General features: G+C 60.6%; 21 protein-coding genes. 11 read left to right on the plus strand and 10 right to left on the minus strand.

Annotated elements, in window-relative coordinates:
* Positions 1-50 precede the first annotated feature (50 nt).
* Both GSF27_RS01735 and GSF27_RS01740 read right to left on the minus strand, forming a co-directional pair.
* Positions 51-626, minus strand: a complete 576-nt coding sequence (locus GSF27_RS01735) for a tRNA-uridine aminocarboxypropyltransferase (RefSeq protein ID WP_160965090.1) — start codon at positions 624-626, stop codon at positions 51-53.
* A 7-nt stretch (positions 627-633) separates the two neighbouring features.
* Entirely contained in the window at positions 634-975 is a 342-nt protein-coding gene (locus GSF27_RS01740; RefSeq protein ID WP_160965092.1) for a GIY-YIG nuclease family protein, read from the minus strand.
* Between the two features lie 208 nt (positions 976-1,183).
* On the opposite strand from GSF27_RS01740, the gene GSF27_RS01745 reads away from it, so the two are divergent.
* The gene (locus tag GSF27_RS01745; RefSeq protein ID WP_160965094.1) at positions 1,184-2,017 is read left to right on the plus strand and encodes a methyltransferase domain-containing protein; all 834 of its coding nucleotides are present in this window, start codon (positions 1,184-1,186) and stop codon (positions 2,015-2,017) included.
* On the opposite strand, the gene GSF27_RS01750 is transcribed toward GSF27_RS01745, so the two are convergent.
* A complete protein-coding gene (locus tag GSF27_RS01750) occupies positions 1,987-2,694 on the minus strand; it encodes a DnaJ domain-containing protein (protein WP_160965096.1) in 708 nt (235 codons plus the stop codon). The two genes, GSF27_RS01745 and GSF27_RS01750, sit on opposite strands and share 31 nt — an antisense overlap.
* Before the next feature lie 123 nt (positions 2,695-2,817).
* Between GSF27_RS01750 and GSF27_RS17955 the strand changes: the two genes are divergently transcribed.
* A complete protein-coding gene (locus GSF27_RS17955) occupies positions 2,818-3,210 on the plus strand; it encodes a helix-turn-helix transcriptional regulator (RefSeq protein ID WP_202410234.1) in 393 nt (130 codons plus the stop codon).
* A gap of 85 nt (positions 3,211-3,295) precedes the next feature.
* On the opposite strand, the gene GSF27_RS01760 is transcribed toward GSF27_RS17955, so the two are convergent.
* Both GSF27_RS01760 and GSF27_RS01765 read right to left on the minus strand, forming a co-directional pair.
* Positions 3,296-4,528: a TonB family protein gene (locus GSF27_RS01760; RefSeq protein WP_160965100.1), complete on the minus strand. Its 1,233-nt coding sequence runs from the start codon at positions 4,526-4,528 to the stop codon at positions 3,296-3,298.
* 42 nt (positions 4,529-4,570) lie between these two features.
* The gene (locus GSF27_RS01765) at positions 4,571-5,542 is read right to left on the minus strand and encodes a Ppx/GppA phosphatase family protein (RefSeq protein ID WP_160965102.1); all 972 of its coding nucleotides are present in this window, start codon (positions 5,540-5,542) and stop codon (positions 4,571-4,573) included.
* A gap of 169 nt (positions 5,543-5,711) precedes the next feature.
* Here GSF27_RS01765 and msrA point away from each other — a divergent pair, with 169 nt between their 5' ends.
* Complete coding sequence (gene msrA / locus GSF27_RS01770; RefSeq protein WP_160965104.1) at positions 5,712-6,356, plus strand: peptide-methionine (S)-S-oxide reductase MsrA; 645 nt, start codon at positions 5,712-5,714, stop codon at positions 6,354-6,356.
* An 87-nt stretch (positions 6,357-6,443) separates the two neighbouring features.
* Here msrA and GSF27_RS01775 read toward each other — a convergent pair whose 3' ends face one another.
* Genes GSF27_RS01775 through GSF27_RS01790 form a run of 4 tightly spaced genes read right to left on the minus strand, consistent with a single transcriptional unit; the run spans position 6,444 to position 9,910 of the window.
* Positions 6,444-7,319, minus strand: a complete 876-nt coding sequence (locus GSF27_RS01775) for an acyl-CoA thioesterase II (RefSeq protein ID WP_160965106.1) — start codon at positions 7,317-7,319, stop codon at positions 6,444-6,446.
* A gap of 8 nt (positions 7,320-7,327) precedes the next feature.
* Positions 7,328-8,188: a sulfurtransferase gene (locus GSF27_RS01780; RefSeq protein WP_160965108.1), complete on the minus strand. Its 861-nt coding sequence runs from the start codon at positions 8,186-8,188 to the stop codon at positions 7,328-7,330.
* A gap of 31 nt (positions 8,189-8,219) precedes the next feature.
* Positions 8,220-8,996 carry a hydroxypyruvate isomerase family protein gene (locus GSF27_RS01785; protein ID WP_160965110.1) on the minus strand — a complete coding sequence of 259 codons (777 nt, stop codon included), beginning with the start codon at positions 8,994-8,996 and terminating at the stop codon, positions 8,220-8,222.
* A gap of 2 nt (positions 8,997-8,998) precedes the next feature.
* Positions 8,999-9,910, minus strand: coding sequence for an NAD(P)-dependent oxidoreductase (locus GSF27_RS01790; RefSeq protein WP_160965112.1), 912 nt, complete (start codon positions 9,908-9,910; stop codon positions 8,999-9,001).
* Between the two features lie 275 nt (positions 9,911-10,185).
* Between GSF27_RS01790 and ccmA the strand changes: the two genes are divergently transcribed.
* From ccmA to GSF27_RS01830, 8 genes are all read left to right on the plus strand, one after another.
* Positions 10,186-10,824 (plus strand): cytochrome c biogenesis heme-transporting ATPase CcmA, encoded by a 639-nt coding sequence (gene ccmA, locus GSF27_RS01795; RefSeq protein WP_160965114.1) that lies wholly within the window; start codon positions 10,186-10,188, stop codon positions 10,822-10,824.
* Complete coding sequence (ccmB, locus tag GSF27_RS01800) at positions 10,821-11,555, plus strand: heme exporter protein CcmB (RefSeq protein ID WP_160965116.1); 735 nt, start codon at positions 10,821-10,823, stop codon at positions 11,553-11,555. Before ccmA ends, ccmB begins: the two co-directional genes overlap by 4 nt.
* A gap of 76 nt (positions 11,556-11,631) precedes the next feature.
* Complete coding sequence (locus tag GSF27_RS01805) at positions 11,632-12,384, plus strand: heme ABC transporter permease (RefSeq protein WP_160965118.1); 753 nt, start codon at positions 11,632-11,634, stop codon at positions 12,382-12,384.
* Entirely contained in the window at positions 12,384-12,590 is a 207-nt protein-coding gene (ccmD, locus tag GSF27_RS01810) for a heme exporter protein CcmD (RefSeq protein WP_160965120.1), read from the plus strand. The genes GSF27_RS01805 and ccmD overlap by 1 nt, the downstream gene beginning before the upstream one ends.
* Positions 12,591-12,613: 23 nt before the next feature.
* Positions 12,614-13,078, plus strand: coding sequence for a cytochrome c maturation protein CcmE (gene ccmE / locus GSF27_RS01815; RefSeq protein WP_160965122.1), 465 nt, complete (start codon positions 12,614-12,616; stop codon positions 13,076-13,078).
* Entirely contained in the window at positions 13,068-15,038 is a 1,971-nt protein-coding gene (locus tag GSF27_RS01820) for a heme lyase CcmF/NrfE family subunit (RefSeq protein ID WP_160965124.1), read from the plus strand. Before ccmE ends, GSF27_RS01820 begins: the two co-directional genes overlap by 11 nt.
* 9 nt (positions 15,039-15,047) lie before the next feature.
* Positions 15,048-15,578 (plus strand): DsbE family thiol:disulfide interchange protein, encoded by a 531-nt coding sequence (locus tag GSF27_RS01825; protein WP_160965126.1) that lies wholly within the window; start codon positions 15,048-15,050, stop codon positions 15,576-15,578.
* Positions 15,575-15,847 (plus strand): cysteine-rich CWC family protein, encoded by a 273-nt coding sequence (locus tag GSF27_RS01830; protein WP_160965128.1) that lies wholly within the window; start codon positions 15,575-15,577, stop codon positions 15,845-15,847. Before GSF27_RS01825 ends, GSF27_RS01830 begins: the two co-directional genes overlap by 4 nt.
* A 90-nt stretch (positions 15,848-15,937) precedes the next feature.
* Here GSF27_RS01830 and GSF27_RS01835 read toward each other — a convergent pair whose 3' ends face one another.
* Positions 15,938-17,488, minus strand: coding sequence for an FMN-binding glutamate synthase family protein (locus GSF27_RS01835; protein WP_160965130.1), 1,551 nt, complete (start codon positions 17,486-17,488; stop codon positions 15,938-15,940).
* Between the last annotated feature and the right edge of the window lie 71 nt (positions 17,489-17,559).

Raw genomic sequence — 17,559 nt, forward strand, 5'->3', positions numbered from 1 at the left:
CGGATGCTACGTAATTGAAACCCCAGTGTAACTTAGGGGGCTCGCCCGGGTCACGGGGCGGGATCGGGAGATTCGCGCAACTTTTGCAGTTGTTGCTGGTAGCCGGCAAAGGCCTGCAGCAACTTTGCGTATTGCTCCGGTGCCTGCTCAAGGGTTTGGAGGGCGTGACATACGGCCTCCAGGGTAGAAAGTTGGCCCTCTTTTTCTGCACGGCGAATACGGTAGAGAGAGGGCAGTTGCGAGGGCAGGGAGAGGCGTGGCAGCGACAGCAGCCAGGGGTTGAGATGCAGGATCTTGCGCGCCTTGCGCCAGGTGCCATCGATAACCAGCAGGGCGTCGGCGGCTGTGGTATTGGCGGCAGCCGATGTCCCGTTGCCGGCGGCGGGCTCCGGGAAGAGCAGCAGGGGGCGGCTGCAAGGGAGCTGCCCGGCAGGCAGGGTTTCCGCCACGATCATCGTGCACTGCTGCAAGCTGTCGCGCAATAACTGCACCGTGCCTTTGGCGTGGCCCTGCTCGCCGGGGTGTTGCCAGACAATCACCGGCATCCGGTTGGCGACTGGCGTGATCCAGTGGCAGTGGCAGCGGGCGAAGGGCAGCTGGCAGTGTGGGCAGAGCGGACGGGACACAGGCCGGTTACTCCTTGTCCAGCCCCAGCAGCGAGTGCCAGTCGAGGTGCTGTTGCGTCGCTATCAGCGCCAGTTTGGCGTCGCGCTTCAGTTGTTTGATCTCGTATTCCCGTTTGCTGGCGCTCGAGCGACTCTCCTGCAGTTCCCGGTAAAGCAGTGTTTGCGGTCGGCGGCCGCGGAAAAAGCGCGCGCCGCTGCCGTTACTGTGGGCCTGCCAGCGTTTGGGGAGATTGTTGGTGATACCGGTATAGAGTCGTTCGTCGCTGCTGAGAATGATATAGACGCACCAGCTCCCGTCCGCGGCGCTGACAGAGGGGGGCAATACGGTGTCGGTTGGGGCGGGTTTCATGATATTGACGGTATTCCGGCAGCGGCGAATGCCAAGGCATGTCGACCAGGCACGACGTAAACAAGCTTGACGACGTAAACAGCGCGACGACGTAAACAGCGCGACGACGTAAACAGAAAGACAGCCAACGAAATCCGGCTGGCCTATAATTCGCCCAATTCTAATGGCCCCACCGGCAACATCAAGCAACATCAGGCGAGCTTCACCCATGACCCAGTCCAAACCGCCAGCAATCCCCCCGGGTGTTGCCGACAGTGACCGCAACTTTGACGACCTGGCCCATCGCTTTAAACGCAATGTGTATGACACGCTCAAGGGGCGTATCCGCCTGGAAATACTGGAGCGGGACCTGCGTGAGTTTCTGCCCGGGTTGTTTACTGCGGATGCCCGGCGCCTGCGGATTCTGGACGCCGGTGGTGGCCAGGGCCAGTTGGGTTTGTCGCTGGCAGCACTGGGCCACGAACTGGTGATCTGTGACCTGTCAGCAGAGATGTTGAAACTGGCCCGGGAAAAGGCCGCCCAGCTGGGGCTGGGGGAGCGGGTGACCTTTCATCATGGCCCGGTGCAGGAGTATGTGTCGGAGATGAGCCGGAAGACCCAAACCTTTGACCTGATCCTCTGTCACGCGGTGCTGGAGTGGGTGGTGGAACCGCAACAACTGCTGCAGATTCTGACCGCGGGTTTGCGGGCGGGAGGATTCCTGTCATTGAGCTATTACAACGTCAACAGCATCAAGATGAAGAACCTGCTACGCACCAACTTCCGCAAGGTGATCGATGATGACTACCGCGGTTATCGCGGCAGCCTCACACCAACCTGGCCGCGGGAGCCGGACGAGGTGGATCGATGGTTGGCAGCGTTGCCGCTGGAGCGTCTGTGCTGCTCGGGGATTCGCTGTTTTCACGATTACCTGCTGGATCCGGCTTCACGCCAGAACGAGCCGGAGCAGCAGCTGTTGCTGGAGCGACGCTTGTCCCGCGAAGAGCCCTGGCGTCAGCTGGCGCGTTACATTCACGTTTTGAGCAGGAAATCCTTGGCCTGATTGATCTTGGCCGCCAGGTAGTCGGAGCCGCCCCGGTCCGGGTGCAATTTCTGCATCAGCCGGCGGTGAGCCTGGATAATATCCTCGCGACTGGCGTCGTCCGCTAATCCCAGGATTTGCAGGGCTTCGTGACGATCCAGATTACCACCGTTACTGCTGCTGTACTGTTGTTGTCCGTCACTGGAGCCGTGCTGGCGCCGGAACTGGTAAATGTAAGCGCTTAGCAGGCGCGCGGATTCAGGATCCAGCCGCTGGTATTGGGATACCAGTTGTTGCAGCTCGGTGTCGGTCAGGTCTTCGAGTTTGCGCCCCTGCTGTTCACCGGCAATGACTTCGCCACTGAGACTGCGATTCTTCAGGTTGAAAGAGACCCGCAGGTAGCGGGTGGTGATCACCGGATTGGCAAAGGTGCTGCCCCGCAATTTGCTGAGTACGGGCAGCAGCACCAGCAAGCGGGGGCCGAGGGTTTTGATTACCGCAAACAGGGCGGCAACCACGGCGCCTATCCAGTGCAGGCGGCCGGTGAGTACGAGGAGAATGGCCAGCAGTGCCACCAGGTAGAGACCGTACTGCAGCAGCAGGGAGCGGCGTTTTTCCGGTGGCAGCTTTTTCAGGTAACCGATGGCGCTCAGCAGCAGAAAAACAATGACCGCCAGGAGTATGACTCGGACAAACACGGTGACGCCTCTTTCGTAAGTGTCGCCGCATTCTAAACCACCCGCCTGCCGCAGACCATGTCAGCGGGTTTGGGCGGCAGTGGTGCTACAATTTGCCCCCTTTTGCTGAACCGGAGAGACAGAGTGGTTAACGACAGTGCGGTTAACAATGTACAGGTAATTATGAAAGACGGTCGTCCGGAGTGGGCGGTGCTGCCCTATGGGGAGTACGAGGCGTTGCTGGACCGGCTGCAACAACTGCAAGGCGGCGTAGCGGCAGTGTCAGCAGCGGATTCTCCGGCAGCAGCGGAAAGTCTGGTCGGGAGCGAGGCCGGTGTGGATGCAGAGTTTTCACCCGCCAGGCTGGCCCGATTGCGGCAGCAGAAGGGCATGGAGTTGTCGGCGTTGGCACAGGCGGTGGGTATCAGTGCCCATTACCTGCAGCAGATGGAAAGCGGTGAGCGGGAGCCTTCGGAGCCAATCCTGAGAAACATCGCCAGGGCATTACAGGTTGAGCAAAACGATCTTATGGGGTGATGAGCTAGGGGCGTGAGCCAGGGCGGGTTCGCCCAGGGAGGCAGGGCCGGCCTGAACAGTGTTGCAGGCCGGCGGCAGTCGGGGATCAACGCATCAGGCGGTAATCCAGCAGTACCGAGAAGGTATAGGTTTTCATGCCCAGTTCTGCCGGGATCTTGCTGAAGGGGCTGGCCTTTTCCACGGCCGAGCGGGCCTGTTTGTTGAACAGGTCGTAGCGGGACGGCTTCAGGATCTCAATGCCTTGCAGGTTGCCCTGACGATCAATGGTCACCTGCAAACGCACATCATCCTGCCACTGGCGCTGGAAGGCCTGGAAGGGAACCGTCTGATAGTGGCGCACTTCACGCACCAGCTTCTGGTAGAACTGTTGCTCCGCCGCCAGTTGTTCGGCGGTCTGGATCATGTCTTCCTCTTCGACCTCTTCTGCAACAGGGGCAGGGGCCGGCTTGGGTGCAGGCTTGGGCTTGGCGACGGCCACCTGTGCCGGGGCTGCCTTGGGTGCAGGTTCCGGCTTGGTGACTACCGGGGCCGGGGTGGGTTTGGCTGCCACGACTGCGGGTTTGGCCTTGGCTACAGGAGCTGGAATTGCCTTGACCGGAGCCGCGGCGGGTTTGGCCGCCGGTTTGGCCACGGCAGGCGCAGTGGCGGCAGCGATTTCCGCCACTGGTGCAGCCGGCTCGCTGACTTCGGCCGGCTCAGGCTCTGAGGCAACAGCTGCGACCGATGTACGTCGTGGCAGGCTCTCCATGGTCAGCAGCAGGTCAGTATCGGAAATACCGCTCTCCAGCAATGAAGTCTTGAATTCGGTGGAGAGGGGAACCTGTCCAATCCAGCCGCGCAGCAGTACCGGGCCCAGGTTGGCGCCGGCCTTCCCGGCGATGGTGGTGCCGTTAAAGCTGACTTCGGTGCCCGCTGCCGGATCATAATCAATGACAATGCGGTCACCGCGCTGCAGGCGGCCCTTGAAACTGCTGGTAAATACCGACAGATCGTTGGTGGCGTTGGCCAGCTGGCTGGCGGACAGGTTCACCGCGGCGCCTTCGATCCACAGGCGGCGGAACTGTCGTGGGGACATGGAGTCTGTTTCCAGTGCCACCAGCAGGCGGAATGGCTGCTTGCCCTCGATCATTTGCGCTGCGTCGGCCTTGGGTGACGAGGGACCATAGAGCGAGGCGATCAGTACGGGCTTATTGAATTGCTGGTAACGGGCAGCTCCCAATTGCTGTCCGGTCTCTGCTGCGAAGGCCTGGCCGCTGACAACGAGCAACAGACAGAGAAACCCCTCCCACAGGGGCATGGCTTTATATCTAAGACTCATATTTTTCGTTCTGCTTATAATTTCTTTTTGCGATAAAACGCTTTATAGAATATTAGTATTATTTATATCGGAGGCTGAGGGAAGGGTTTGTCCGGTCAAGTTATGTAATATTCCTTCCTTGATGCCCCGATCCGAGAGCTGTAGCCCCGTACCCGGCAGGTGGGCCAGCAGTGCGTGCAGCAGTGCAATGCCAGCGGGAATGACATCCCAGCGCAGGTGGTCGCCCAGGGCTGCGGGTAATTCACCATCGCGGCAGCACTCTGTGATCAGTTGCTGTAACGCATCGGCAGTGATCGCATCATAACCTGTGTTACCAAGCAGTTCTGCGATCACCCTCATGGTTCCGGCAGCACCCAGGCACAGCTCTGCGGCGGGTCGCTGAAAGGTCTCCAGCTGGCCATCAAGTAGTTTGCGGCAGTAGTCCCCCGCGGCGCTGAAAGCCTCAGCGGAGAGCGGATGGCCATGGCTGAAGAATTGCTCCCCGATGGCGAGACACCCCAGTGGCAGGCTCTTCCACTCCTGCAGCGCAAAAGCGCTCCCGCAGCAGATCTCGGTGCTGGCCCCACCGATATCGATGGTGGCGAACTGGCCGCGGTGAGTGCGTAGCAGGGGGTCGCTGCTAAGGCCGGTAAAGGTCAGCCGCGCCTCATCAGCGGGACTGATGATCTCTATCGGTCCACCCAGTATCTGTTCCCAGCGGGGAAGAAACTCAGGCTGCCGGCCACAGCGACGCAGTGCTTCAGTGCCAACCGCCCGCCAGTGTTGCACCTGGTACTGATCCAGCAGGTCCCGGAACTGGCGCAGGCACTGTGCGGCACGGTCGATGGCGGCTTCTGTCAGGGGGCCATCAGGCGCTTGCCCGCGGGCCAGCTGCACCATCTGTTTGTTGCGATGTACGGCTTCCCGGCCGCCAGGGCCTGGCCGTGCGATCAGCAGGTGAAAGCTGTTGGAGCCCAGGTCAATGGCTGCCAGTGGGCTGTCATCCCGGTCGGGATCACGAGGGGTTTGTGGCATGTGAGTAACGGATGGCAGAAGTACAGGCGAATAAGGGCTCTATTGTGACCTAGTGGTGAGAGGAAAACAGCGGGCTGATGGGTCAACCGGTGGACAGCGGAGTGGATTTCAGGCCACGCTGACAGTGGTATGATTTCATCCAATACCATTTGCCAGCTGGAGTTTTGTCATGGGATTTTTCGCACGGGATCCGCGTCGTCTGCAATTGCCGGAAAAGGAGACGGCCTTGCCTGGGCGTGACCAGCCAATGCGGCTGAACCCCCGTCACCAGGTGCTGGGTACCAGTATGCAGGCGCCTTTCCCGCCGGACTGCGAGGCCGTGTTGTTTGGCCTCGGCTGTTTCTGGGGGGCAGAGCGGAAATTCTGGCAGCTGCCCGGGGTCTACACCACGGCGGTGGGTTACAGCGGTGGCTATACCCCCAACCCTACCTATGATGAGGTGTGCAGCGGGATGACGGGGCACAATGAGGTGGTGCTGGTGGTCTATCACCCCGGCGAGGTCCGCTTTGGTGACCTGTTGCGTGTCTTCTGGGAGAGCCATAACCCCACCCAGGGGATGCGTCAGGGTAACGACATCGGTACCCAGTACCGCTCTGGCATCTACTGCGCCACCGACAAGCAGCTGGAGGAGGCGGAGGCTTCCCGACAGCTCTACGCATCGGCTTTGCAGGGCGCCGGCTATGGCGAAGTGACCACCGAGATCGTCAAGGCAGGTCCTTTCTTCTACGCCGAGGAGTATCACCAGCAGTACCTTCACAAAAACCCTGCCGGCTATTGTGGTCTGGGGGGAACCGGGGTGACCTGCCCGGGCTGAGGTGAGTGGGGTTCGGCGCCATGGCGTTTTACTCACCTGAAGCCTGAATCAAATCCCCTTTTCAAGTCACCTTTTCAAATCACCTTTTTAAAAGACCCTCAATAACCCTTCCTGCGAGGAGGAGGCTACTAGTAGCCCCTCCCGATTGTAAAAGCGGCCCAGGTTGAGGCCGCGTCCACCACCGGATACCGGGGCGTCCATCTGGTGGTAGATCCACTCATCCACCCGGAAAGGGTGGTGCACCCACACCGCATGATCGAGGCTGGCCGCGCGAATACGGCTCTTATCGTAGGGCAGTTCGTGGGGCAGCATGGCGGTAGTGATCAGGCGGATATCAGAGACCCAGGTCAGAATCTTAAGGTGATCGTGAAACGGTGCCTCACCCATCGGGTCGCGGGTACGGAACCAGAAGCCGTGAGTGGGCTGCCGACGGGCAGGCCGTAACAGTGGCATTTCGCCACAGCTGCGCATGTCCAGGGCGTTGAGCCAATCCACCGGGGGCGGCACATGCGCTGCTGGATTGTCGGCACGGAATTGGGCCAGAGTCTCATTGTCCCGGGGCCGTGATTCCGGTGACTGGACTTCAGGCATAGTCGCGGCCTGATGCTCCACCCCCTGTTCCGGCAGTTTGAATGAGAGCATGCCGGTAAAGATCGCCTTGCCTTCCTGCTCGGCACTGACCTGACGGGTAGAGAAGGAGCCTCCATCGCGTATGGCGGTCACCACATAATCCAGCGGAATTTCCTTGCTGCCCGGGCGCAGGAAGTAGCCGTGCAATGAGTGCAGTTGGCGCCCAGGGTCCAGGGTCTGCTCCGCAGCGCCGATACACTGCGCCATCACCTGGCCGCCAAATACCTGTGACAGTTGCGATTCGACGGGTGTGTAGCCCCTGAAACGCATAGGACCAATGGCTTCCGGCGTGAGCTGGGCGGCCAGTTGTTGGGCGGGGTTGAGGTGCGGCATAGGTTGTTTCAGTTTCCGTTAGTAATGGCGGTGGCAATGGGGGCGTCGCTGTAACTGCACCAGTCACTCCAGCTGCCGGCGTAGAGACGGGCAGGCTGGTTGGCAAGGTGGGCGGAAAGCAGGTTGACGCAGGCGGTCACACCGGAGCCGCAATAGACCACCGGCTCCTCTCCCCGGAAGGGCGCCCAGCGCTGGTTATGAAACGCCTCCGGCTTGATAAAGCCCTCTTCATCACAGATATCGGTCCAGGGCAGGTTGGTGGCGCCGGGGATGTGGCCGGCAACCGGATCGATGGGTTCCACCTCTCCGCGGTAACGGGGAGCTTCGCGGCTGTCGATCAGCGGGCAGGCTTGCTCGCCGGCCAGCTGTCTTACCTGATCGTAGGTGAGAGAGTCGGTCGTGAGAGTATTTGAACCGGGTGCCGAAGAGGATAGAGCCGGCATATCGGTGGCTTGCGGGTAACCGGCGTTACACCAGGCGTTGAAGCCGCCATTCAGCAGTTGCACCTGTTCAATACCGGCCTGCCGCAGTAGCCACCAGGCGCGGCTGGCAAAGGCCAGGCGGTTGTTGTCGTAGACCACCACCCGGGAATCCGGCCGGATGCCCCACTGCGCCAGCTGCCGTTGGAACGCCAGTGGCTCCGGCAGCGGATGACGACCGCCGTGGGCCTGTTTGGGGGCGGAGAGGTGCTGCTCCAGGTCGCAGTAGTGGGCGCCGGGAATGTGCCCCTGGTTATACAGTCGCTGGCCCTCTGTGGTGTCGGCGAGGGAGAAGCGGCAGTCCAGCACCACAACATCCTGCAAGCTGTCATGCAGTCCGGCAGCGCTGAGCATGGGATCGATGGCATTCTCGCTCGTATCAAGGCTCATGGGGTAATACTCCTGCTTTAAAAATTCGGGGTCATTGGCGGAACTCCGCCAGCCAGCCGAGGCTGTCTTCCGTATGGCCGGACGGTGTGTATTCCGCCCCCAGCCAGCCCTCATAGCCACACTCCTCCAGCAGTGCAAACAGCCTTTGCCAGGGCAGCTCGCCGCTGCCGGGCTGGTGGCGGTCGGGAGTATCGGCAAATTGCACGTGCCCAAAGTGCCTGCAGAGCTCGGGAATCAGCGATTCCATTGGCTGCTGCATGCGCGCCATATGGTAGAGGTCAAACTGCATGGCGACGCGGGGGTGATTGAGATCGTGGATGACCTGTTGCATCTGCTCTGCGTTGTGAATCAGGAAACCGGGCATGTCAAAGGTGTTAATGCCTTCAAACAGGGTGGTGATACCCAAAGAGCCCAATTGCCCGGCGCAGTAGTCCAGGTTGTGCAGCAGCTGGTCGTAGTGGGCTTCCGGGGGATAATCGTCGGTCTCGCGACCGGCCAGTACGTTCACCTGCGGCACCTGCAGCTGTTCGGCGTAGTGCGCGCACAGCTCGACAGCGCGTTTGAATTCGTCCCGCCGTTTGGGGTGACTGGCAAGGCCGGCACCACCACTCATCAGGTCGCCGGCGGGGACATTGATCAGAATCAGTTGCTGGTTGAACTGTTGCAACTGGTCGGCAATCTGCCGCGGCTCCAGTGCATAGGGAAACTGTATCTCCACCGCCTCAAAACCACAGCTGCGACTGGCGGCAAAGCGATCCTCCATGGGATGTTCGGTAAACAGCAGGGAGAGGTTGGCACTGAATTTCATGGTCAGGATTGGCTCCCCGGATTATGACTGTAGGCTTCGATCAGTGTGGCGGGATCCCGGTCCCGGTAGCCGGCATCGGCGTGGGCCTGCATGAGCGTGCGGGCCAGGTCGCTCATGGGGGTGTCAGACTGGCTGGAGGCTGCCAGCTGCTGCGCCAGGGTCAGGTCCTTGAGCAGGGTGCGCACATGCCAGCGCACCTCGTCCAGATCCCGCGCGGCCATGCGCGGGCCGGTAATCTGCAGAGGCAGGGAGTCGGCAAAGCCGCCCTGCAGCGCCTGGGGCAGGCGCGTGGCATCGACCCCAGCCTGCTCTGCCAGGGCGATCACCTCCGCCATCACCAGCAGGTTGCAGCTCACCAGCATCTGGTTACACACCTTGGTGGCCTGTCCGGTACCGGTATCGCCCATGTGGGTGACCCGCTGGCTGAGGTGGGAGAAGACCGGCTGCAACTGCGTCAAAGCCTCGGTGCGGCCTCCGGCCATGATCACCAGCGAGGCGTTTTCGGCCCCGGCTACACCACCGGATACCGGGGCATCCACCCAGTCACAGCCACAGTCTTGCTGCAGTTGCGCCGCCATTTCCCGGGTTGCCTCTGGCGCAATGCTGGAAAAATCCACCAGCAGCTGACCGGGGCGGGCGTGGTCGGCAATGCCGCCGGGGGCAAACACCACCTCCCGCACGGCATCGGTGTCGCTGACACAGAGCATGATGATGTCGCAGTGTGCCACCAGCTCACCAATGTCCTCGTGCAGTTCCAGGCCCTCCGACATCAGGTGCCGGAGCTTTTGCGGGCTGCGCGCCCAGCCGTGCACAGCGTAGCCGCCGCGAAGCAGGTTGCGGGTCATGGGAGTGCCCATCAGGCCCAGGCCGATAAAGCCGAGTGCGGGACGGGGCAGGGGAGAACTGTCTGGCATCGGGGACACGGTTCCTGAGGCTGTTAGGGGAGGGGCATTGTAGCAGCGTGGTGCGGCTTACGGTCTTTACCCGCCCATTACCAAAAATGCCATGAAATTTACGGTCATTATCAGTACACTTGCCAGCAATTTTAACACCTTGATTTGGTTCGACTTTACGAGAAGATGCAGTGCCTGACCGCAGCGCGACCCGGTCTTCACCTGCTCGTACCCGGGGGTACGCCTGAACCCGGGCCGATTCTTCGCAGTCCCAGCCAATCACACTGCAGACAACTATGGCAAATCCCCTGATACAACTGGAAGCCCTCAGCTGCGAGCGCGATGAGCGTGTGCTTTTCAGTGGTCTCGACCTGTCGGTGTTTGCGGGGGATGTTATCCAGATTGAAGGTCCCAACGGCAGTGGTAAAACCACATTGCTGCGCGTGTTGACCACCACTTCCGCCGATTTCAGTGGCGAGATCCGCTGGCTCGGCCAGCCGCTGTCAAAGGCCCGGCTCGACTACCTCAATAACCTGCTCTATATCGGCCACCTGCCAGGGATCAAGAAAGGCCTGACCCCGGGGGAGAACCTGCGCTGGTTCTGCGGTCTCAATCAGGGACACCAGCGTATGTCCATGGAGGAGGCGCTGGCGGCGGTGGGTCTGGCGGGCTACGAGGACGTACCCTGTTATCAGCTGTCGGCGGGGCAAAATCGCCGGGTGGCGCTGGCGCGTCTCTACCTGACCCCGGCGCGGGTATGGATTCTTGATGAGCCTTTTACCGCTATCGACAAACAGGGTGTGGCCAATCTGGAGAAACTCATGGCAGAGCACGCCGCCGGTGGCGGCTGTGTGCTGCTGACGACGCACCAGGAGCTGGATCTGGCAGGTGTACGAAAGGTCAATTTGCTCGGTTATCGACAGGTGAGATCATGAGCGGGCGTGCAGCGGGGATCGACGACAGCCTGCAGGCGCAGGCCACTCCCGTCCCGGGCCTGTGGCCCGGCTTCTGGGCGACCCTGCGGCGGGATCTGTTGCTGGCGTTCCGTCATCGTGGCGAGATGGCCAACCCGATCCTGTTTTTCCTCATGGTCATCACCATGGTGCCACTGGGGATTTCGCCGGAAAAGGCGGTGCTGGCTATGCTGGCTCCGGGCATGCTCTGGGTGGTGGCGCTGCTGGCGACGCTGCTGTCACTGGACGGTCTGTTCCGCAGTGATTTCGAGGATGGCACCCTGGAGCAATTGCTGATCGCTCCGCAGCCACTCTATTTCCAGGTGTTGGCCAAGGTGCTGGTGCACTGGCTCACCAGTGGCCTGCCGCTGACGCTGATGGCGCCCCTGTTGGGGGTGATGCTGTCGTTGCCGGAAGGGGGTTACGGGGTGCTGGTGCTGTCACTGTTGCTGGGTACTGCCAGCCTCAGTCTGATCGGCTCTATTGGTGCAGCGCTGACGGTAGCGCTGCGCAAGGGCGGCTTGTTGTTGTCGCTGATTATTTTGCCGCTCTATGTGCCGGTACTGATCTTTGGTGCCAGCGCGGTAACGTCGGTGGTGGAAGGTTTTCCCGCATCCGGTCAGCTGGCGATATTGGGTGCCTTCCTGGCGACGTCCATCGTGCTGGCGCCATTGGCGGCGGCCGGCGCACTGCGCATCAGTGTGAACGGATAGTGTAAACGGGCAGAAAGTAACTGGCCGCCGGCATTGGCTAATGCGGGTGGCCGATAGAAGAGAAGAGGTGTAATCGGTGGGTTGGCAGTGGTTTCATCGACTGGGTTCGCCGCGCTGGTTCTACGAAAAGAGCAGTGCGTGGATTCCCTGGCTGGCGGTATTGAGCATCGCCCTGTTGTTGTGGGGCAGTGTTTGGGGACTGGCGTTTGCGCCGACGGATTTCAAGCAGGGCAACAGCTACCGCATTATCTATATCCACGTGCCGGCCGCGTTCCTGTCGCTGGCGGGTTACTACGTGATGGCCATCAGCGGTGCCATCGGCCTGATCTGGAAAATGAAGCTGGCAGATATGGTCATGAAAAGCGCCGCTGTTATCGGTGCGGTGTTGACCTTTGTGTCGCTGGTGACCGGTGCCGTGTGGGGCAAGCCTACCTGGGGTACCTGGTGGGTATGGGATGCCCGCATTACTTCCATGCTGGTGTTGTTCTTTCTCTACCTCGGTGTGATCGCCCTGCAGGAGGCTTACCAGCAGCAGGATACGGCCAATAAGGCCAGCGCCATCCTGGCTCTGGTGGGAATGGTCAATATCCCCATCATCTACAAGTCGGTGGACTGGTGGTACACACTGCACCAGCCTGCCACCATCAAATTTACCTCGGAATCCACCATCCACCCCTCCATGCTCTATCCGTTGCTGGTGATGGTGATTGCGTTCTACCTGTTTTACGCGTTGGCTCTGTTGCTGCGTACACGCAGCGAGATTCTCTACCGCGAGCGCAAAACCCGCTGGGTTCAGGAGCTGGCAGAAGCCGGCAAGGGGAGTCACTGATGTTGCAGTTTGAATCCTTGTCAGAGCTTTGGAACATGGCCGGCCACGGCCCCTATGTTTGGGCCTGTTACCTGATTACGGCCATTGCCATCGTCTACCTGTTGGTATCGCCACTGCGCCGCCGCCGCCAGCTGTTTGAACAGTTGCGCCGCCAGGCCCGTATAGAAGCTGCCGGTCAGAGCGACGCCCGGCGCCCGGATTTTTAGTTTTTGAGAAGAGGTTTTCATCCATGCACCCGGTTCGGAAACAGCGACTGATCATTGTCTTGTTTGTGGTGGTTTTCAGCAGTGTGGCGGTTGGTCTGGTGGCCTACGCCCTGCGTGAAAACATCAACCTGTTTTACCCGCCTGCCAAAATTGTGGCCGGGGAGGCGCCGGTGGACAAGCGTATCCGCGCCGGTGGCTGTGTGCTGCCGGGGCAGGTTAAACGCGCAGGCGACAGTCTCGATGTCAGCTTTGTGATTACCGACGGTGCCGCCAATGTGACGGTCAACTACAGTGGCATCCTGCCGGACCTGTTCGCGGAAGGTGAAGCGGTGGTGGTCAACGGCTCCGTGGATGGGGACGGTGTTTTCCAGGCCACCGAGGTGCTGGCAAAACATGATGAAACCTACACCCCGCCGGAAGTGGCGGAAGCGATGCAGAATACTGGTGAGCACCAGAAAACCTGTGAAGGTATGAAGTATGGTTCCTGAACTCGGACATCTGGCGCTGATCTTTGCCCTGTTCCTGACACTGTCGCTGTCGGTACTGCCGCTGTGGGGTGCCTGGCGGGGTAACGAACGGCTGATGCACTCGGCACGCAGCCTCTCCAGCGGGGTGTTTGTGTTTGTGGCGTTGGCGTTTGCCTGCCTCACCTGGTCCTTTATGCAGGACGACTTTTCGGTGGTGTACGTCGCCAACCAGTCCAACTCGCTGCTGCCCATGCAGTACAAGATCAGCGCGGTGTGGGGTGGTCATGAAGGGTCACTGCTGCTGTGGGTACTGATCCTGGCGGGATGGACCCTGGCGGTGGCCCTGTTCAGCAAGGAGATGCCACTGGATATGGTGGCGCGGGTGCTGTCGGTGATGGGGATGATTGCCGTTGGTTTCCTCTCCTTCGTGCTCTTTACCTCCAACCCGTTTGACCGCCACCTGCCCAATATCCCGGCGGATGGCAGCGACCTCAACCCGTTGCTGCAGGACCCGGGCCTGATTGTGCATCCGCCCATGCTTTACATGGGTTACGTCGGCTTCTCGGTGGTGTTTGCCTTTGCCATTGCCGCGCTCCTTTCCGGGCGACTCGACAGTGCCTGGGCGCGCTGGTCTCGCCCCTGGACCACCGTAGCCTGGGCCTTCCTGACGCTGGGCATTGCCCTGGGCAGCTGGTGGGCTTACTACGAGCTGGGCTGGGGTGGCTGGTGGTTCTGGGATCCGGTTGAGAACGCCTCGTTTATGCCCTGGCTGGTGGGTACTGCCCTGATTCATTCACTGGCGGTTACGGAAAAGCGCGGTGTCTTTAAAAGCTGGACCCTGCTGCTGGCCATCTTTGCCTTCTCGCTCAGTCTGCTGGGGACCTTCCTGGTGCGTTCCGGTGTGCTGACCTCGGTACACGCGTTTGCCGCGGATCCGGAGAGAGGTGTCTTTATCCTCGGCTTCCTGGCTGTGGTGGTAGGGGGGTCACTGACTCTCTACGCACTGCGGGCGCCGACGGTGAAAGCCGCGGCCAGTTTCCAGTGGTTATCGCGCGAGGCGGCACTGCTGGGCAACAACCTGATCCTGGTGGTGGCCACTGCCACCATCCTGCTGGGTACTCTTTACCCGTTGATTGCCGACGCGCTCAACTGGGGCAAGATCTCGGTGGGGCCGCCTTACTTTGATTTCTTCTTTATCCCCTTGATGGCACTGTTGTGTGTGTTGCTGGGGGCCGGGGTGCTGTTTAACTGGAAACGCTCCCAGTGGTCGAAACTACGGCGCTGGCTGACGCCGGCACTGCTGCTGAGTGTGGTGCTGGGGCTGCTGTTGCCGCTGTTGATGCCGGGTGACTACTCGTTGTCGGCGGCACTGGCCATTGCCTGTGGGCTTTGGGTGATGCTGGGTATGTTTACCGATGTGGTGAACCGGGTGCGTCACAAACCGAAAAAAGTTCTGGCCCTGAAACAGCTGCCGCTGAGTTACAAGGGCATGGTGCTGGCGCACATCGGTGTTGCGATGACGGTATTGGGTGCCACGCTGACCACCATCTACTCCGATCACCGTGACCTGCGTATGGCGCCGGGCCAAACGGTGGAGCAGGGCGGTTATGAATACGTCTTCCTCGGCGCCAACAAGATGCGTGGCCCCAACTACATTGCCGATGTGGGCAAGGTGGAACTCTACAAAAACGGCAAGCTGGTGGATGTACTGACGCCGGAGAAGCGTCGTTATCTTTCCGGTGGCAACCTGATGACCGAAGTGGGCATCAATCCCGGTTTCTGGCGCGATCTCTACGTTGCCATGGGCGAGCCGCTGGACAATGGCGCCTGGGCGGTTCGGGTGCACTACAAGCCGTTTGTGCGCTGGATCTGGCTGGGGGCCATCTTTATGGCCGTTGGCGGCATGATGGCGATTCTGGATCGCCGTTACCGCGCCGCAAAACAAAAAGCGGCGGCCGCGGCCACTGTGGCACACGCCTGAGGAGAGAAGATGTCACGACTGAAACTGTTTTTACCGCTGGCCGTCTTTGGTCTGTTGGCCGGGCTCTTCTGGCGCGGTTTGAGCCTGGATCCCACCGCCATGCCTTCGGCGCTGATCGACAAGCCGATGCCGGCTTTTGATCTGCCGCTGTTGCAGGAGCCTGAGGCACGACGGACCCAGGCGGCGCTGCAGGGTCAGGTGTCGCTGGTGAATGTCTGGGCTACCTGGTGCGTCGCCTGTAAGGTGGAGCACCCTTACCTGGTGTCACTGGCACAGCAGGGCGTCAATATCATCGGCCTCAATTACAAGGACGACTCCGCCTCGGCCCTGAAGTGGTTGCAGGAGCTGGGTAATCCCTACCAGTTTGTGATTGTGGACCAGGATGGCCGCCTCGGTATCGACCTCGGTGTGTTCGGTGCGCCGGAGACCTATCTGGTGGATAAGCGCGGCATGATTCGCTACCGCCATGTGGGTGTGATTGATGAGCGGGTCTGGAACGAAACGCTGTTGCCACTGGTGCAGGAGCTGAATCGCTCGTGACTGAGGTGGACGCTTCCCGCTGCCCGCTCTGCGGGAAGTCCAACGATTGTGGTCAGCTGCTGCCTGCGGTGACCTCAACTGCAGCTGAGCAGGGCTGTAACGGCAATGCCGATTGCTGGTGCTTCCAGGCTGCCATTCCCCGCCACCTGCTGGACCAAATCCCGCCAGAGCTGCGGGGAAAAGCCTGTATCTGCCAGACCTGTGCCAGTGCCGCTGCTGCAGAGGCGGCGGCACTGGGGTTTGATGCCAGCGGCACACCAAGCTCCTGAGTACTCTCTTCTCCGGCCTCTCCCACGAGGAGAGGCTCAGCTAAAACTGCCCCGTGACCCTTCGGGGCGGCTCTCACCCAATTCAATCAATCAGTTATCGGTGGTGGCTTCTTCGGTTTCCGCCAGCGCCTGTGCAGCACGGGCGCGGTTGGTCACTTCCGGATAGAGCTCCAGCATGGGCTTGGGGATACCATTGCCGTCAATGACGTGGGCGTGGCGACGACGCAGCTGGCGTGGCTCGCTGACACCGCAGGAATGGGCGATCACCTCTACCTCATGCACCATGTTTTTCACATAGTGGGCGACGCGATTGGATTTATTGGTGGGGTCCAGCCCTTTCTGCAATTCCGGATTGTGGGTGGTGATGCCGGTAGGGCAGGTGTTCTTGTTGCACTGCAGCGCCTGGATGCATCCCAGTGCGAACATAAAGCCACGGGCACTCACTGCCATATCGGCGCCGACGCACAGGGCCGAGGCCACATCTGACGGGTTAATCAGCTTGCCGGAAGCGATAACGCGGATGCGTTCCCGCAAGCCGTACTCGGTGAGTTTGTCCACCACCAGCGGCAGGCTGCGTTTCAGTGGCAGGCCGACGAAGTCCATCAACGCCTGGGGCGCCGCGCCGGTACCGCCGTCGGCACTGTCGACGGTGATAAAGTCCGGCGCATACTCCAGACCGCGGCGTTGAATGATCTGGCAGATCTCATCCAGCCACTGGCTGTTACCCACCACCACCTTGAAACCGGTGGGTTTGCCGGTGATGTTGCGCACCCGTTGCACCATATCCAGCAGCTCGTCGATGTTGCGGATATCCACGTGGCCGTTGGGGCTGTTGGACGCCTGTCCTTCAGGAATGCCACGGGTACTGGCAATCAGGTTGGTGACCTTGGCGGCGGGCAGGATGCCGCCTTTGCCCGGTTTGGCCCCCTGGCTCAGCTTGATCTCGAACATGCGTACCTGGTCGTGGGCTGCCACCGTTTTCAGCTTCTCTTCGTCGAGAGTGGCGTCATCCTTGCGCACCCCGTACTTGGCGGTACCCAGCTGGAAAATCAGGTCGCATCCACCTTCCAGATGGAACGGGGAGAGGGCTCCTTCACCGGTGTTGAGCCAGATCCCAGCCTTGCGTGCCCCTTTGCTCAGGGCTTTTATCGCGGGTACCGACAGGGCACCAAAACTCATACCGGAAATGTTGAAGATGGTGTTGGTGGAGAAAGGCTGGCGGGCGTAGCCCTCACCGAAGGTGATGGTGGCGGGAGGCAGGGCGTCCTCTTCCATGACCGGGAAAAGCCCGTTGAGGAAAATCACTTCCCCGGCCTGGTTCAGGGAGCGGGTGGAGCCAAACGCCACGGTGGAGTCAAGGTTCTTGGCTGCCCGGTAGACCCAGGAGCGCTGGGCGCGGTTAAACGGCAGCTCCTCCCGGTCCATGGCAAAGAAGTACTGGCGGAAAAACTCACCCAAATGCTCAAAGATGTAGCGGAAGCGACCAATCACCGGGTAGTTGCGGCGGATGGCGTGTTTGGTCTGGTGCACATCGACCCAGTAGAGGTAAGCGGTGTAGAGAATGGCAGTACCCAGGGCAAAAATCAGCAGCAGGGCGCTAAGGCGCAGAAAGCCGGAGACGAGATCGGCGAGCCACTCCATGGACAGTTCCTCGTGGTGAATAGGTTGTTGTGTTGCCGATGATAGCAGACTAACGCGCCAGTAACCGCCAG

Source organism: Pseudomaricurvus sp. HS19, from assembly GCF_009857815.1.
In the GTDB taxonomy this organism is placed as follows: Bacteria; Pseudomonadota; Gammaproteobacteria; order Pseudomonadales; family Cellvibrionaceae; genus Pseudomaricurvus.

Coding starts and splice junctions, on each gene's coding strand:
- GSF27_RS01740 (WP_160965092.1), bottom strand. CDS start 975: ATGAAACCCGCCCCAACCGACACCGTATTGCCCCCCTCTGTCAGCGCC.
- GSF27_RS01745 (WP_160965094.1), top strand. CDS start 1,184: ATGACCCAGTCCAAACCGCCAGCAATCCCCCCGGGTGTTGCCGACAGT.
- GSF27_RS01760 (WP_160965100.1), bottom strand. CDS start 4,528: ATGAGTCTTAGATATAAAGCCATGCCCCTGTGGGAGGGGTTTCTCTGT.
- GSF27_RS01765 (WP_160965102.1), bottom strand. CDS start 5,542: ATGCCACAAACCCCTCGTGATCCCGACCGGGATGACAGCCCACTGGCA.
- msrA (WP_160965104.1), top strand. CDS start 5,712: ATGGGATTTTTCGCACGGGATCCGCGTCGTCTGCAATTGCCGGAAAAG.
- GSF27_RS01775 (WP_160965106.1), bottom strand. CDS start 7,319: ATGCCGCACCTCAACCCCGCCCAACAACTGGCCGCCCAGCTCACGCCG.
- GSF27_RS01780 (WP_160965108.1), bottom strand. CDS start 8,188: ATGAGCCTTGATACGAGCGAGAATGCCATCGATCCCATGCTCAGCGCT.
- GSF27_RS01785 (WP_160965110.1), bottom strand. CDS start 8,996: ATGAAATTCAGTGCCAACCTCTCCCTGCTGTTTACCGAACATCCCATG.
- GSF27_RS01790 (WP_160965112.1), bottom strand. CDS start 9,910: ATGCCAGACAGTTCTCCCCTGCCCCGTCCCGCACTCGGCTTTATCGGC.
- ccmA (WP_160965114.1), top strand. CDS start 10,186: ATGGCAAATCCCCTGATACAACTGGAAGCCCTCAGCTGCGAGCGCGAT.
- ccmB (WP_160965116.1), top strand. CDS start 10,821: ATGAGCGGGCGTGCAGCGGGGATCGACGACAGCCTGCAGGCGCAGGCC.
- ccmD (WP_160965120.1), top strand. CDS start 12,384: ATGTTGCAGTTTGAATCCTTGTCAGAGCTTTGGAACATGGCCGGCCAC.
- ccmE (WP_160965122.1), top strand. CDS start 12,614: ATGCACCCGGTTCGGAAACAGCGACTGATCATTGTCTTGTTTGTGGTG.
- GSF27_RS01820 (WP_160965124.1), top strand. CDS start 13,068: ATGGTTCCTGAACTCGGACATCTGGCGCTGATCTTTGCCCTGTTCCTG.
- GSF27_RS01825 (WP_160965126.1), top strand. CDS start 15,048: ATGTCACGACTGAAACTGTTTTTACCGCTGGCCGTCTTTGGTCTGTTG.
- GSF27_RS01835 (WP_160965130.1), bottom strand. CDS start 17,488: ATGGAGTGGCTCGCCGATCTCGTCTCCGGCTTTCTGCGCCTTAGCGCC.